The sequence below is a fragment of the Dietzia lutea genome (assembly GCF_003096075.1).
GTDB lineage: Bacteria > Actinomycetota > Actinomycetes > Mycobacteriales > Mycobacteriaceae > Dietzia > Dietzia lutea.
In genome coordinates, this window is sequence record NZ_CP015449.1 from 1,252,176 (window position 1) to 1,267,241 (window position 15,066).

10 protein-coding genes and 1 pseudogene are annotated in these 15,066 nt (G+C 72.0%); 3 read left to right on the forward strand and 8 right to left on the reverse strand.

The features are described from left to right. Positions 1–10 precede the first annotated feature (10 nt). From A6035_RS05670 to benA, 7 genes and pseudogenes are all read right to left on the reverse strand, one after another. Positions 11–1,245 (reverse strand): annotated as a pseudogene (locus A6035_RS05670) (benzoate/H(+) symporter BenE family transporter). After that, the gene (locus A6035_RS05675) at positions 1,242–4,046 is read right to left on the reverse strand and encodes a helix-turn-helix transcriptional regulator (RefSeq protein WP_108846969.1); all 2,805 of its coding nucleotides are present in this window, start codon (positions 4,044–4,046) and stop codon (positions 1,242–1,244) included. Before A6035_RS05675 ends, A6035_RS05670 begins: the two are co-directional and overlap by 4 nt. A 4-nt stretch (positions 4,047–4,050) precedes the next feature. After that, positions 4,051–5,547 carry an MFS transporter gene (locus A6035_RS05680; RefSeq protein WP_244192586.1) on the reverse strand — a complete coding sequence of 499 codons (1,497 nt, stop codon included), beginning with the start codon at positions 5,545–5,547 and terminating at the stop codon, positions 4,051–4,053. Positions 5,548–5,703: 156 nt separating this feature from the next. Continuing rightward, positions 5,704–6,537, reverse strand: a complete 834-nt coding sequence (locus tag A6035_RS05685) for a 1,6-dihydroxycyclohexa-2,4-diene-1-carboxylate dehydrogenase (RefSeq protein WP_167400711.1) — start codon at positions 6,535–6,537, stop codon at positions 5,704–5,706. Further along, positions 6,534–8,657, reverse strand: a complete 2,124-nt coding sequence (gene benC / locus A6035_RS19150) for a benzoate 1,2-dioxygenase electron transfer component BenC (protein WP_108846970.1) — start codon at positions 8,655–8,657, stop codon at positions 6,534–6,536. The genes A6035_RS05685 and benC overlap by 4 nt, the downstream gene beginning before the upstream one ends. A 92-nt stretch (positions 8,658–8,749) precedes the next feature. After that, entirely contained in the window at positions 8,750–9,259 is a 510-nt protein-coding gene (gene benB / locus A6035_RS05695) for a benzoate 1,2-dioxygenase small subunit (RefSeq protein ID WP_108846971.1), read from the reverse strand. A 47-nt stretch (positions 9,260–9,306) separates the two neighbouring features. Then, positions 9,307–10,740 carry a benzoate 1,2-dioxygenase large subunit gene (benA, locus tag A6035_RS05700; protein ID WP_108846972.1) on the reverse strand — a complete coding sequence of 478 codons (1,434 nt, stop codon included), beginning with the start codon at positions 10,738–10,740 and terminating at the stop codon, positions 9,307–9,309. Positions 10,741–11,065: 325 nt separating this feature from the next. Between benA and catA the strand changes: the two genes are divergently transcribed. The 3 genes from catA (at position 11,066) to catC (ending at position 13,478) form a co-directional block, all read left to right on the forward strand. Further along, on the forward strand, positions 11,066–11,932 hold the full coding sequence (gene catA, locus A6035_RS05705) for a catechol 1,2-dioxygenase (RefSeq protein ID WP_108846973.1): 867 nt from the start codon (positions 11,066–11,068) through the stop codon (positions 11,930–11,932). A gap of 96 nt (positions 11,933–12,028) precedes the next feature. Next, a complete protein-coding gene (locus tag A6035_RS05710) occupies positions 12,029–13,150 on the forward strand; it encodes a muconate/chloromuconate family cycloisomerase (RefSeq protein WP_108846974.1) in 1,122 nt (373 codons plus the stop codon). 43 nt (positions 13,151–13,193) lie between these two features. Continuing rightward, complete coding sequence (gene catC, locus A6035_RS05715; protein ID WP_108846975.1) at positions 13,194–13,478, forward strand: muconolactone Delta-isomerase; 285 nt, start codon at positions 13,194–13,196, stop codon at positions 13,476–13,478. 375 nt (positions 13,479–13,853) lie between these two features. Here the strand turns inward: catC and A6035_RS05720 are convergent, their stop codons facing one another. After that, complete coding sequence (locus A6035_RS05720; protein ID WP_108846976.1) at positions 13,854–15,065, reverse strand: acetyl-CoA C-acetyltransferase; 1,212 nt, start codon at positions 15,063–15,065, stop codon at positions 13,854–13,856. Position 15,066 lies beyond the last annotated feature (1 nt).

A 15,066-nucleotide genomic window follows, 5' to 3' on the forward strand; every position in this document is an offset into this window, starting at 1 on the left:
AGGGCCGGTGTCAGGACAGGGTCCGGCGCTCGAGCAGCGCGGAGACCGCCATCCCCACCACGATGCCCCAGAACGGCGCCGAGATGCCCAGCAGGGAGACGTCGGCCACGGTCACGAGCAGGCACACCAGCGGACCGAGCGCGCGGTCGGTGCGGAACGCGGTGACGAACGCGGACTGCAGCGGCGCGAGCATCGCGAGCCCGCCGAGAGCGGCGATGAACGCCGCCGGTGTGCCCAGGATGAGGCCGACGAACGCGGGGGAGAGCACGCCCACGACCAGCGCCAGCGCACCGTTGGTGATGGCCGCGGCGTAGTGGCGGTCGCGGTCGCCGGAGGAGACGATGAGGGCGTTGGTCGGCCCGGTGAGGCAGGTCGAGACCGCGCCGATGACGGAGACGAGCAGGGCCAGACGCCGCACGCGACCGCGCACGCGGAGACGGGCGGGTGGTGTCCCTTGGCGCGCAGCACGGCGATGCCCTGCCCGTTCTGCACGACCAACACGGTGATGGCCAGTGGAACCACGAGTTCGGTCATCGCGCGCAGGGTGAACTCGGGTGTCTGCAGCATGGGCGCGGCGATGAGGCCGTCCTCGAGGATCCCCCGTGACAGGCCGCCGGTGAGGACGACCGCGACGATCCCCACGACCATGGCGGCGAGGATGGGCGGGACCACGCGGGCGAGGCGGGGGACGGAGCCGACGACGACGAAGGCGAGCGCCATCGGGAGGGCCACCGCAGCGGACGACCAAACGGAGGACACCAGACCGAGCCCGAACTGGAGGAAGACCCCGGCGACCATGGCCATGATGATCGGCATGGGGATCCAGTCCATGAGCCGGCGGGCCAGGCCGGACAGCCCGACCAGCAGGATCACCACCCCGGTGACGACGTAGGCCCCGAGGACCTCCGACCACCGCAGGTGTGCGAGCGAGTTGCCGACGATGACGGTGCCGGGGATGGTCCAGAAGAAGGCCAGCGGCGTGCGGTGGATCCAGCTCATGAGGATGGTGAGCAGGCCGTTGGCGAAGAAGACGCCGAAGATCCACGACGACAGTTGGCCGGGGGAGAGGTCCCCCTGGCCGCCGGCGGTGAGGATGACGGCGACGGGGCCGGTCGCGGAGAAGATCAGCGCGATGAGGGCGTTGGCGAACTCACGGGGGCCGATGTCGGAGAGCACGCGGCGCGGTGAGGGCCGTGTGGTGCCGGCAGTGGCCGGGGTCTCGGTCGTCGGGGGTCCGGCGGTCACAGTTCTCCCGGGAGGTCGTGGTCGGTTCTGAACGGTTCGGCGTTGCGGGAGACGTAGGCGGCGAGTTCGGTGCGGCCGCTGACCCCGAGCTTCGAGTAGATGCGGGTCAGGTGGTACTGGACGGTCTTGACGGACAGGAAGAGTTCCTCGGCGGCCTGGGCGTTGGTGCGGCCGGCGGCGACGAGGGTCGCGACGGCGCTCTCCTGGGGGGTCAGGGTGCTGTTCCCGCCGGTGCGGGTGACGTCGACGCCGCCCGCGCGGCGCTCCCTGTCGCACCGTTCGACGTACGCGCGGGCTCCGAGCTGTTCGTAGATGTCGCGCGCCGTGCCGAGCGCGAGATGCGCCTCGCGGCGCCGGCCGGCCCGACGCAGGGTCTGCCCGTATCCGAAGTGCATGCGCGCCGAGTAGTAGGGCATCGCCAGCCCGTCGAGGTGGTCGAGGCTGCGGCGGAAGATGCGGTTGCACTCGTCGACGTCGCCCCGGACCGCGGCGATGCGGGCGCGCACCGCGCCGAGGCGGGCGAGTGTGGATCGGTGGCCCTGCCTCTCGGCGCGCGCCTCCGTGGGGTTGATGAGCTCCTCGGCCTCGTCCAGTCGGCCGGCCAGGACCAGCGCGTGGGCGTAGAGGTCGTGCCACGGCCAGTACCCGGGCTGTTCGATGTCGAGTTCGGCGGCCAGCGCCACGAGGGGCTCGGCGGCCAGCCGGACGGACGTGTAGTCGCCGGTGGAGGCCGCCACCTGTATCCGGGCCATCGCCGACGGGATGACCTGAACGGGGTAGGCGTCGGCGCTGGTGGTGAGGTTGCGCAGGTGCGCGGCCGCGCCGAGGTGGTCGCCGCGCATCGAGCGGATGACGGCGCCGGGCCAGTGGACCACCGGCGCGAGGAGGTCCAGTTCGAGGTCGTCGACCCGGCGGGCCGCGGTGTCCACGACGCGGAGCGCGTCGTCCCACTCGCCCCGCAGCAGGAGGGTCCGGGCCAGCCAGGCCTGCGCCCAGATGGAGATCCGGGCGGACCCGGAGACGTCGGCGGTGGGGACGGCCGACCCGAGATGTCGGCGCGCGCTCTCGAGGTCGTCCCGGGCGAGCGCGATCCAGCCGGAGGCCATCTCGAACCGCTGGGCGACCGCCGGGGCCAGGCCCGCGAGCCGGTCCTCGATGGCCGGCGCGGTGTCGGGGGCACCCTCGATCGCGCGACCGAGCATCTCGATGGCCCTGGCCTCCTCGACCTCGGGCTGGTCGGGGCGTCCGCTGCCGGTGACCACGCCGGCCCAGTGGCGGATACGTGCCGGTCGCCATTCACACAAGGAGTGGACGACGAACTTCTGGGCGAGGGTGACCGGGTTCGCGGTGGGGGCGCCGGTGGTGCCGTCCGCACGGGCCGCGAGGGCGCGTTCGAGCAGGACCTGGGCCTCACCGGCGTGGCCGACGTGCAGCGCGAGGGAGCCGAGCACGGCGTCCCGGCGCGCGTCCGAGCGCGCCCGCTCGAGGCTCTGGGCGAGCGATCGTGCCTCGCTGATCCGGCCGGCGTTGATCAGGGCGTCGACGCCGTCGATCTGGAGGTCGCGAGCGCGCTCCTCGTCCGGGTTGAGCGCGGCGGCGGTGAGGTAGGCGTGCCCGGCCGAGCTCCAGCGGCCGGCGCGGGCGTGCATGAGCGCGCGGGCCCGCAGGGTCTCGGACAGTTCCGGGTCCGGGCCGATCGACGCCGAGGCGCGGTGATCGAGCGCGTCGTCGAGATCGCCGGCCTCATCGGCGACGTGGGCGGCGAGGGTGTGCAGCCGCAGCAGCTCGCTGGGCGGGACCCCGCGCAGCACCGCGGTTCGTAGCAGCGGGGAGCGGAAGCGGACGCTCGCCGCCCCGGGCGTCAGGTCCACGCGGGCCAGGTCCGCGGCGTGGGCGACGTCGAGGGCCGCGCCGATGAGCGCGGGCGAGACGGTGATGCGGGAGCGTGCGGCGAGCAGCGCGGACAGCTCCTCGTAGGTGACCGGGGGCGACAGGACGGCGGCGGCCTCGATCACCGCGCGGTGGTCCGGATCCATCCCGTCCAGCAGGGCGGCGATCTCCCGCTCGACGGACGCGGGCAGGGGCGGGACGGAGAAGGGGGCGTTCCACCAGGAGTCGGGGGCCTGGTCGGCGACGGTCGCGACGGCCCCGGCCTCTCCGCCGGTGTAGTCGAGGAGTCGCCGGGCGGCGGCGGCCGACGGCTCGCGACCGGTGCGGGTGGCCACGAGGGTGCGGATCTCGGACTGGTCCAGTGCCCCGAGCCGCACGGTCTCCCGCGCGAGTTCGGAGCAGAGTTCGGCGGACTGCCCCTGCGCGGGGTTGCCCAGGGTCAGCACGAGCATGACGGACGCGCCGCCGGCGGCTTCGAGCGCCGAGGCCAGGACGCGCAGCGAGGCGGGGTCGGCGTACTCGGCGTCGTCGACGACGACCACCGCCCCCGGCCCCGCGGAGACCAGGGCGCCGGCCAGTGCGTCGACCAGCACCCGATCACCGGCCGGCTCGGCCTCCTCGGGCCCGGGCCGGCGCGAGGGCTCTGCATCGGGTCGGGGCAGGCGCTCGAGGACCCGCGCGGCCACGACCCACCGCGCGTCCTTCTCCCACGGCAGCGCGCGGACGAGCACGGAGGTCACCCCGGACAGTTCCGAGACCACGGAGTCGACGAGGTGGCTCTTGCCGCCGCCGTCGGCGGCGGTGACCAGGACGATCGACGACCGCTTGCCCGCCACCGCGCCGTGGATCGCGTGGAGGCGATCAGCGGCGCGGTGGTGACCGTAGCGGGGGACGGGGTGGGCGAAGGTCATGCGGTCAGCGTAGATCCGACCCCGCGGAGGCGACGGTCCCGTCGCTCTCACCGTTCCCGGTACCCACCGCCTGCGGCGTGGTGGCCGCGTCGGCGTCGGGCGCGAACGTCAGCGGGGCGACGGGCGCCGGCGCCGGGGCGGGCTCGTGCAGCGCGGGGGAGCGGGGCACCGCCAGCGTGAGGGCCGCACCGACGAGCGCGATGCCGCCGAACACCAGGAAGGACGTGTCGGCCTCCAGGCCGGCCGCGACGAGGAATCCGCCGATGACCGGGCCCAGGATCCCGCCCAGGCGGCCGAAGCCCGCGCACCACGCCACGCCCGCGGCACGGGCGCCGGTCTCGTAGTAGTTCGACACGAAGCCGTAGAGCAGGACCTGGGTGCCGATGGTGCCCATCCCGGCGGCCGCGACCAGCGCCACCACGAGAACGAGCGGCGGGGAGACCGTGATGGCGACCAGGGCGAGCGTGGCCAGCACGAAGGAGCAGGCGACGATCACGCGCGGTCCGTGACGGTCGGCCAGCCAGGACGCGGCGAGGCCACCGACGATCGCGCCGCCGTTGAGCACCAGGAGGAATCCCAGCGAGCTCTTGGCGTCGATGCCGTAGTTCTCCATGATCGTGGGCAGCCAGGTGTTCAGCCCGTAGGTCAGCAGCAGGCCGGCGAAGCTCATGAAGCCCAGCAGCAGGGTGCCCAGGCGGTACTTCCGCGACAGCAGGGCGGCGAAGCCGGTGCGGGTGCCCACCTCGTCGTCGTCCCCGTCCCCCGTCGTGGGGGTGGCGGTGAGGGGCGCGCCCTCCGTCCGTGCCATCTCCGCCGGCAGGCCGGTGGCCGCGCAGATCCGGGCGGCGCGCGCGGTGTGGCCGCGGGAGGCCAGCCAGCGCGGCGACTCGGGGAGGGCGAACCACGCGTACGGCAGGACCAGCACCAGCGGGAGGGCGCCGATGAGGAACAGGCCGCGCCAGCCGATGTGGTCGCGCAGCGCCATCGCCAGCGCCGAGGCGAGCACACCGCCGGCGGGGATCCCGCTGTAGACCACGGCGTTGAACAGGTTGCGGCGGCCGGCGGGGGCGAACTCGGCGATGATCGCGCCGGCCGTGGCGACGATCGCGCCGATCCCGAGCCCGGTGAGCAGGCGCAGAACGCCGAAGGTGGTGATATCGCGGGCGAACGCGGTCGCGGCCATGCCGATCGAGAACCAGGCGATCGCGCCGAGCATGATGCGCCGCCGACCGATGCGGTCGCCGACGGCGCCCGCGCTGAGAGCGCCGATCATCACGCCGATGAGGGCGTACGACCCGAGCGCGCCGGCCTGCGCCGCGCCCAGGGGGCCGATCTGGGAGGGGTCGGCCATGAGCGCGGGCAGGACCGCGCCGTAGACCACGAGGTCGTAGCCGTCGAAGAGGATGGCCAGCGCGACCACGGCGAGGACCCCGTAGACGGTCCGGCGGTGCGCGGGGGACTCCCACACGTCGGAGGCGCGGCCGGCCGGGGCCGACGGGATGGTGGGTGCGGGCGGCCCGGAGGACGCGGGAGGGCTCGAGGACACGGGAGGGCTCCGTTCGGTGGTGGCAGGGGTGCCGGTGAGTGGGTCGGTGAGAAGACGGGTGAGGAAGGCGGGTGGGAGAGTCGTGAGAGGGCGGGTGAGGAGGCGGGCCGGTCAGCCCTGGTCGCCGCCGGCGACCGGCAGGACCGATCCGGTGATGTAGGAGGCCTCGTCGGACGCGAGGAAGCAGATCGGGGCGGCCTGCTCGTGGAGGGTCCCGTAGCGGCCCATGACCGTGGCGTCGACCGTTTGCTCGACGATTTGCGAGTACCAGGTCTTCTCCTGCTCGGTGCGCGCGTCGCCCCCGCGGGAGATCTTCCGCTCGGGGGCCAGCGTGCCGCCGGGGGCGGTGGCGACCACCCGCACGCCGTGGGGTGCCGCCTCGAAGGCGAGCGCCGAGGTCAGGCCGTTGACGCCGCCCTTGGACGCGGCGTAGGGGGCGCGGTTGACCCCCCGGGTGGCGACGGAGGAGACGTTGACGATCGTGCCCGCGCCGGCGGAGACCATCGACGGCAGCACGGCGCGGCACATCCACAGCGTGGGGAACAGCGAGCGGCGGACCTCGGCCTCGATCTGCTCGGCCGAGTACTCGTGGTACGGGCGGGCCCAGATGGTCCCGCCGACGTTGTTGATGAGCGTGTCGATCCGGCCGTGCGCCCCGAGCGCGGCCTCCGCCGCGGACCGCGCGCCCTCGAACGTCTCCAGGTCCGCCTCGACGGACGCCACGCGGTGGCCGTCCGGGGAGACCGCGGTCAGCTCGTCGGCCACCACGGTGATGAGGTCGGCGCGGTCGACGACGGTGACGAGCCCGCCCTCGCGGACGACCCGGTCGGCGACGGCGCGGCCGATGCCCTGGACGGCGCCGGTGATGAGGACCGACCGTCCGGCGAAGCGTCCGGGGGCCAGCACGGGGGGCACGGGGTCGTACTCACCGACGGGCGCGCTCACGACGCCGCCTCCACGGTCCCCTGGTCGGCGGCCTGCTGGTCCAGGGCCGTGCGCATGGTGGTCTTGGCGTGTTCGGTGTGGCGCCGGATGAGGTACCGCGCCGCGTCGCGGTCGTTGTTCTCGAACGCGGTCACGATCTCCAGGTGCTCGGGGACGATCTCCTCGGACACCCAGCGGGCCTCGGGCAGGACGCTGTTCATCACCTGGGTCACCTCCAGCATGCGGTAGGCCTGCAGCAGGGAGTCGTTGCCGGTGCAGCGGAACAGGAACTCGTGGAACTGGGCGTTGGCGGCGGTGAACCGCTCGGGGTCGAGGAAGTGGTCGCCCTCGATGTACTGGTTGGCCGACTCGGCGAGCATCCGGAACTCGGCGAGCCGCGCCTCGTCGAGGCGGTCCATCGTCAGCTCGACCACGCCGAGTTCGAGGGCCATGCGGGCGTCGAACTGGGCGTCGGAGTGGCGGATCGCGGGGTGGATTTCGCCGCTGACGACACCGGGGCCCGAGGTGATGGTCTCGGAGCGGCCGCCGCCGGCCAGCGAGATGGTGGCGGCCGCGTTCGTGGCGGTCGTCCCGGTCGAGGGCGCGAGCGTGACCTGCGGCGGCGTGTAGCCGACCGGGCGGGCGGCGATCGGGGCCGCGGGTTCGGACGCCGCGACCGGCGTGGGGAACCGTCCGGGCGCGGGTGGGGAGTAGCCGACCGGGCGGGTGGCGATGGGCGCCGGCGGTTCGGCCGCAGCCGGCGCGGGGGTCGGGTGACCGCCGGGCGCCGGCGGTGCGTAGCCCACGGGCCGGGCCTCGATGGCGGGGACCGGCTCGCCGGGCCGTCGCGCGACGAGCGGCATAGCCGGTGCGGGCGCGGCCGGTGCGGGCGCGGCCGGTGCGGGCGCGGCCGGCGCGGCGGGCGCCGTGGGTGTCGCGGGCGCCGCGGGGGCGACAGCGCGCTCCTCGGCCTGACCGGCGGCGGTGCCGTCGGTGCCGGGCGCGGCGGTCTCGCGGCTGTCCGTGCTCGTGTCCGGCGCGGAGGTGGAGGGTTCGACGACGAGGGCCGCCTCCTCCACCGGCTCCGCCGGTTCGGTGCCCGTGGCGGCGGGGGCCGGTGGGGCCGGCGCCGCGGCGGCGGGGGTGAACTTCTCGTAGTAGAAGTGCGTGACCTGCAGGCCCTCGTCGTCCAGGAACCCGCGCACGGCCTCGACCATCGGCGGCGGGCCGCACAGATAGATGTCGGTGGTGCCGTCGTGCAGGTGCTCCGGGAAGATGAGACTCGTGACGTATCCGGAGTTGGGGTGCGCGGTCTCGGGGTCGGCGACGACGAGGTCCCAGGTCATACCGGGGATGCGGGTGGTGAACTCGTCGAGCAGGTCGGTGTAGACGACGTCGGTGTCGAACGAGGTGCCGTAGATGAGGTGGACCGGTCGGTCGGTCGTGCCGGCCGCGGCGAGCGTCTCGAGGATGGACAGGACCGGCGCCAGGCCGGTGCCGCCCGCGAGCAGCAGGAGGGGTCGCGCGGACTCGCGGAGGAAGAAGCTGCCCATCGGGCCGGTCAGCTCCAGCCGGTCGCCCACCGCGCAGCGCTGGGCGAGGTACTCGGACATGGCGCCGCCCGCCGCGTACTTGATGAGGAACGACAGGTGGGTGGAGTCGGCGCCGGTGGAGAACGAGTACGACCGGGTCTGGTCGGTCCCCGGCACCGCGATGTTGACGTACTGGCCGGGAAGGAACGCCAGGGCGTCCCGGTCGTCGAGCTCGACCGTGAGCGCGAACGCGCCCTCGGCCAGCCGCTCGACGGCCGTGACGGTGGCGGCGTGGGCGGCCGCGGTCGTCTTGGCGACGTCCGAGGTGGTGGGGATCTGCACGACCAGGTCGGAGCGCGGCACCATCTGGCACGGCAGGCAGTAGCCGGCCGCGGCCTCGGCCTCGGTGAGGGCGTCGTCGATGTAGTCGCCGCCGTCGTAGTCGCCGGACTCGCACAGGGACTTGCACGTCCCGCACGCGCCGTCACGGCAGTCGAGGGGGATGTTGATCCGGGCCTTGTACGAGGCGTCGGCGACGGTCTCCATCGGACCGCAGTTGACGAAACGCGTCACGCCGTCCTCGAAGCTCAGGGCCACCTGATAGCTCATGGGGTCTCACTCCTGGTCGCTGGCAGTGTCGGCCGCGCGCGGCGACCGGGTGGGTGCCGGCGCCCCGCGGGGGGCGCCGGCGCGGTGTGGTGTCACACCATGTAGACGTCCACGATGTGGTGGATGTAGTCGTTCTTCAGGACCACCTTCTTGTAGGTGATCAGGGGCGACTCACCCGTGACGTCGAGGGTGTAGAAGGACGTGCCGAAGTACTGGTCGGTCGTCTTGTACCGGAAGTAGGACGACAGCCAGTTGAATCGGATGTCGACCTCTCCGGGTCGCCGGTCGAGCACCTCGACGTTGCTGATGTGGTGGTTGGTCCGCGGCTCCGGCAGGGACGTGGCCGAGGACCGGTCGGTGCGGATCCGGAAGACCCGGTCCTCGATCCCGGCGCGGTTGGGGTAGAAGATCAGCGAGATCTCCGAGTAGGGGTCGGTGGTGAGTTCGCCGTTGTCGTCCCAGGCGGGCATCCAGTACATGGCGTCCTCGCGGTAGCACTCGATCCACTGCTCGAACTGGCGGTCGTCGAGCAGCCGTGCTTCGCGGAACAGGAAAGCGGAGATCTCGTCGACGGAGATCGACGCGACGGCCGGTGCGGTCATGATCAGGCCTTTCGTGGGCGTGGAGGGTGGGTCGGGCTGCGGGCGGCTCAGGCGTCGGAGGACACGGTCGCGGGATGCGACGTGGGGCCGGCCGCCGCCTCGCGTGCCAGACGCTCGTCGGCCTCACGTGCAGCCGTCTCGGCCTCGACCGCACGCTGCATCGTCTGGACCCAGTAGGAGTGCTGGACGGGGTAGAGGCCCTCGTCCTCGGTCTTGGCGCCGGAGGACAGCACGTTCTCCATGCCCAGGCCGCGGGCCGTCTCGTCCGGGCCGGTGATCTGGTGGGTGCTGCCGCGGGTCATGTCGTTCCACGGCGCGGCGTCGGCGAGGTAGGTCTTCTGGCAGGAGCGGAACTCCTCCAGATCGTCCGGGGTCGCCATCCCGGTGGCGTTGAAGAAGTCCTCGTACTGGCGGATGCGGGCCGCGCGCGCCTCCGCGCTCTCGCCCTTGGGGGCGATGCAGTAGATCGTCACCTCGGTCTTGTCGACCGAGATGGGCTTGAAGTGCCGGATCTGCGAGGAGAACTGGTCCATGAGGTAGACGTTCGGGTAGAGGCACAGGTTCCGCGAGGCGCCCACCATGAATTCGGCCTTCTTCTCACCGATCTGCTCGGCGAGCTCCCGGCGACGCTCCCACAGCGGCCGGTCCTCGGGGTTGCCCCACCACATCCACAGGAGCAGGTGACCGTGGTCGAACGACCAGTAGCCGCCACCCTGTTTGCCCCAGGTGCCGGCGTCCATGGCCTTGGTCTCGTTCTTCGACTCACCCGAGCCGCGGCGCGCGGTGGTGGCGGCGTAGTTCCAGTGGGTGGCCGACACGTGGTAGCCGTCGGCACCGTTCTCCGCCTGGAGCTTCCAGTTGCCGTCGAAGGTGTAGGTGGACGAGCCGCGCAGGACCTCCAGGCCCTCGGGGGACTGGTCGACCAGCATGTCGATGATCGTGCGGCTGTCGCCGAGGTGCTCCTCGAGTGGCAGCACGTCGGGGTTGAGGCTGCCGAACAGGAAGCCGCGGTAGCTCTCGAAGCGGGCCACGCGACGCAGGTCGTGGGAGCCGTCGGTGTTGAACTGCTCGGGGTAGCCGGCGTCGCGGGGGTCCTTAACCTTGAGCAGTTCGCCGGAGTTGGAGAACGTCCACCCGTGGAACGGGCAGGTCAGCGTGGTGCGGTTGTCCGTCTTGCGTCGGCAGAGCATCGCGCCCCGGTGCGAGCAGGCGTTGATGAGGCAGTTGAGCTGCCCGTCCTTGCCGCGGGTGATCACGACGGGCTGGCGGCCGATGTCGGTCGTAAAGTAGTCACCCACCTCGGGGATCTGGCTCTCGTGGGCCAGGTAGACCCAGTTGCCCTCGAAGATGTGCTTCATCTCGAGTTCGAAGATCTCCTCATCGGTGAAGATGCGGCGGTTGGCACGGATGATGCCGTCCTCGGGCCGGTCCTCGAGCGCGGTCTCGAGGGTGGCCTGGACGTGGTCGAGTCGTTCTGACATCGAGGGCTCCTAGCGTGGGTCGGTTCCGGCCGCCATGCGGCCGCCTTCCGGTGTGACTCCACGGTGCCAGCATGTGCGTTCTATCACACTAGGGCACCTCCTAGTCGTACCTAGGTGACCGCTGTTCGCATTGCGAACGCGGACCAGAGTCCACACCGCCGACCTGCGAGTTCGCTATTCGACTGTTCGGAGAGCGCACGGTTTGTTCTCTATGGATGTTGAGGCCGGTGATTGACGACACATCACTTTCAGCGCACAGTGGGGACATCGACCGGGCCAGCCGGTCCGATCCACCCCCACATCCGACACCATTCGAGGGAGCGACATGACCAGCACCGCAGTCCCGAGCGCCGCCGGCTCCGGAAGCGCCGCCACCGACAAGTTCAAGGGCAATCGCTTCACCTCCGACACCTCCCAGGAGCGGGCGGCCGCCATCTACAAGGATGTTCTGACCAAGCTGTCGGAGGTGATCTATGAGCACGAGGTCACCTACGACGAGTACCGCGTCCTGAAGCAGTGGCTCATCGAGGTCGGTGAGGGTGGCGAGTGGCCGCTGTGGCTGGACGTCTTCCTCGAGCACTTCATCGAGGACTCCAACAGCCGGATTTTCAGCGGCACCAAGGGCTCCATCGAGGGGCCGTACTACGTGCCGGATGCCCCGAACCTGGGCTCCAAGGGCGTCATGCCGATGCGTGAGGACGAGAAGGGGACCCAGTTCATCTTCCGCGGCCAGGTCCGTGACCTGGATGGCAAGGGCATCGAGGGTGCCACGGTCGAGCTGTGGCACGCCGATTCCGACGGCTACTACTCGCAGTTCGACGACGGGCTCGGGATCCCGACGTGGAACCTGCGTGCCACGTTCAGCACCGACGCCGAGGGGCACTTCCACATCACCACGGTCCAGCCGGCGCCGTACCAGATCCCGCACGACGGGCCGACCGGTGAGTTCATCGCCAGCTATGGCGGCCACCCGTGGCGTCCCGCGCACCTGCACCTCAAGGTGACCGCGCCGGGCAAGCGCCTCATCACCACCCAGCTGTATTTCGAGGGTGGCCAGTGGGTCGACGACGATGTCGCCGGTGCGGTCAAGCCGGAGCTCGTTCTGCATCCGGAGCCCAACGCCGACGGCATCGACGAGGTCGAGTACGACTTCGTGCTGGATCCCGTCTCCGAGAAGCGCTACGTGGCCTGACCGGGCCCGACTCGCGCAGTACCCCTCCGTCAGCCCCGGTCGCCACGAGCGGCCGGGGCCTCGGCGGTTCACCGGCCGACCCAGCAAAGGACCCCCATGTCTGACCTGACCATCCGTTCCGTGGAGACGCGGATCCTCGACGTGCCGCTCATCCGGCCGCACAAGTTCGCGACGACCACCGCCACCGCACAGGCGATCCTGCTCGTCTCCGTGACCACCGAGTCCGGGGTCGTGGGGTACGGCGAGGGCGTGACGCCGGGCGGGCCCTGGTGGGGAGGCGAGTCGGCCGAGACCATGCAGGTGCTGGTCGAGAAGTACCTCGCCCCGGTCGCCGTGGGCCGGCGGGTGGACGAGATCCCCGCCGTGCTCGAGGCGATGGAGGGCGTCGTCGCCCGCGGCCGCTTCGCCAAGGCCGCCCTCGAGATCGCGATGTTCGACGCGTGGGCGCGCGCGCTCGACGTGCCCGTGCGCTCGCTCCTCGGCGGAGCGGTGCGGGACTCGATCGAGTGCACCTGGGCGCTCGGCGCGATGCCGCTCGAGGAGATGGTCGCCGAGATCGACGAGCTCATGGCGGCGGACCGGCACCGCACCTTCAAGCTGAAGATGGGCGCGCTGGAGCCGGCGGAGGACGTGGCCCGGATCGCCGCGCTCGCGGAGCGGCTGAACGGTCGCGCCGGCCTGCGGGTCGACATCAACGCCCGCTGGGACCGCTTCACCGCCAACGTCCACCTGCCCGCGTTGGTGGAGGCCGGGATCGAGCTCATCGAGCAGCCGACCCCCACCGAGCAGGTCGAGGTGCTCGCCGAGCTCAACCGGTCCCTGCCGGTGCAGTTCATGGCCGACGAGTCGGTCCAGTCGCCGCACGACGCACTCGAGGTCGCCCGCCGCGACGCCGCCGGGGTCATCGCCGTCAAGACCACCAAGCTCGGCGGGTTGACCCGGGGCAAGGAGACGGTCGCCATCGCCCGCGCCGCCGGGATCGCCTGCCACGCCGCCACCTCCCTGGAGGGGCCGATCGGCACGCTCGCCTCGCTGCACCTGGCATGCGCCGAGCCCGGCTTCAACTACGGCTCGGAGCTGTTCGGCCCGCTGCTGCTGGCCGAGACGTACGTCACCACGCCGATCCGCTACGAAGAGGGCCGCGTGCACCTCCCGGAGGGGCCGGGACTCGGCGTGCAGCTCGACCACGACGCGGTCGAGCGCTTCACCCGCCGCTGATCACCGCCCGACCCACACCACAGACACGAAGGAGAGGCCGACAATGGCACTGTTCCACGTCCGGATGGACGTCAAGATCCCGCACGACCTGGACCCGGAGGTGCGCGCCGAGACGGTGGCGCGCGAGAAGGCGTACAGCCAGGAGCTGCAGCGTTCGGGAAAGTGGAAGGAACTCTGGCGCATCGTCGGCCAGTACTCCAACATCAGCATCTTCGACGTCGAGTCGGCCGATGAACTCCACGAGCTGCTCCAAGGACTCCCGCTGTTCCCCTACATGGACATGGAGGTCATGGCGCTGACCCGCCACCCGTCGCGGATCGACGACTGACGGCGGCATGACGGGCGCCCCCGGGGCGGAACGCGAAACACGCGGTCCGCCCCGGGTGCGTCGTCGTTTCTCAGGAGAGCCGGGCGGCGGGGCGCTGTTCCGGGCACCGAGCGCCGGACGAGCCGGTCGGTGTCCCCCGCTCCGCGACTACCGCGGGCAGAGGCGCAGCGCCACCCCCGCGAGGTGTGCTGGCTCTTCGGCTCACGCTGCCTCTCCGTACGGAAACCCCGGGGTGCGCTGCGGTAACGGGCCTTTCCGCCAGCGCGGGTCGAAGGCGCAGCGCACCCAGCCGCACCCGCGCTGGCGGAATGCCCTGGCGCGGCCGTCCCGGGGGCCGGCGCTCCCGGGTGGGCGCTCGCGGTCGCGGCGTCGGCGTCAGACCCGCTCGAACACCGCGGCGAGGCCCTGGCCGCCGCCGATGCACATGGTCTCCAGGCCCCACTGCGCGTCCCGGCGGACCATCTCGCGGGAGAGGGTGGCGAGCATCCGGGCGCCGGTCGCGCCGACGGGATGCCCGAGTGAGATGCCGGACCCGTGCGGGTTGAGGTGCTCGGAGGCGGGGTCGATGTCCCACTCACGCATGACGGCCAGAGCCTGGGCGGCGAACGCCTCGTTGAGTTCGATGACGTCCATGTCGGCCAGCGTGAGGCCCAGCCGGTCGAGCGCCTTGGCGGTCGCGGGGACCGGACCGATGCCCATGGTCTCCGGGGCGACGCCCGCGACGGCCCAGGAGGCCAGACGCACGATCGGGGTCAGGCCGAGAGCGGCCGCCCTGTCGGCGGTGGTGACCACGCACATCGCGGCGCCGTCGTTCTGACCGGAGGCGTTGCCGGCGGTGACGGTGGCCTCGGAGTCCGCACGTCCCATGATCGGGCGGAGCTTCGCGAGGGCCTCCACGCTGGAATCCGCGCGCGGGTGCTCGTCGGTGTCCACGACCTGGTCGTCGCCCTTGCGCTGCGGGACTGAGACCGGGACGATCTCCTCGCCGAACACGCCGGACTGCTGTGCGGCTACCGCCCGCTGGTGTGACTGGACGGCCAGACGGTCCTGCTCCTCGCGGCCGATCCCGTACTCGCGCCGGAGGTTCTCGGCGGTCTCGATCATCCCGCCGTCGATGACGTGGGACAGGCCGCCGACGGTCGTGCGGGCCCGGCCCAGGCGATCGACCAGCGAGATGCCGTCGCCCTTGATCCCCCACCGGGGGGACGGGCTGGCATAGAACTCCACCTGGCTCATGGATTCCACGCCACCGGCCACCACGAGATCCATGCCGCCGGAGGCCACCTGGAGCGCGCCCGTGATGATCGCCTGGAGGCCGGAACCGCAGCGACGGTCGAGCTGCATGCCCGGCACCTCGATCCCCAGGGGGGAGTCGAGCGCGGCGATGCGTCCGATCGCCGGTCCTTCGCCGCTCGGTGATCCCTGGCCCAGGATGACGTCGTCGACGTCGGCGCCGGTCAGGCCGGTGTGCTCGACGAGAGCGGTGAGCAGGCCGGTCGCGAGGGTGTTCGCGTCGAGGTCGCGGAACACCCCTCCGAAGCGTCCGACGGGGGTGCGTAGGGGTTGGCAGATGACGACATCACGCATG

What these genes read in the sequence shown, in the direction of transcription:
- A6035_RS05675 (WP_108846969.1), bottom strand. Translation starts at nt 4,046, where the DNA reads ATGACCTTCGCCCACCCCGTCCCCCGCTACGGTCACCACCGCGCCGCT.
- benC (WP_108846970.1), bottom strand. Translation starts at nt 8,657, where the DNA reads ATGAGCTATCAGGTGGCCCTGAGCTTCGAGGACGGCGTGACGCGTTTC.
- benB (WP_108846971.1), bottom strand. Translation starts at nt 9,259, where the DNA reads ATGACCGCACCGGCCGTCGCGTCGATCTCCGTCGACGAGATCTCCGCT.
- benA (WP_108846972.1), bottom strand. Translation starts at nt 10,740, where the DNA reads ATGTCAGAACGACTCGACCACGTCCAGGCCACCCTCGAGACCGCGCTC.
- catA (WP_108846973.1), top strand. Translation starts at nt 11,066, where the DNA reads ATGACCAGCACCGCAGTCCCGAGCGCCGCCGGCTCCGGAAGCGCCGCC.
- A6035_RS05710 (WP_108846974.1), top strand. Translation starts at nt 12,029, where the DNA reads ATGTCTGACCTGACCATCCGTTCCGTGGAGACGCGGATCCTCGACGTG.
- catC (WP_108846975.1), top strand. Translation starts at nt 13,194, where the DNA reads ATGGCACTGTTCCACGTCCGGATGGACGTCAAGATCCCGCACGACCTG.
- A6035_RS05720 (WP_108846976.1), bottom strand. Translation starts at nt 15,065, where the DNA reads ATGCGTGATGTCGTCATCTGCCAACCCCTACGCACCCCCGTCGGACGC.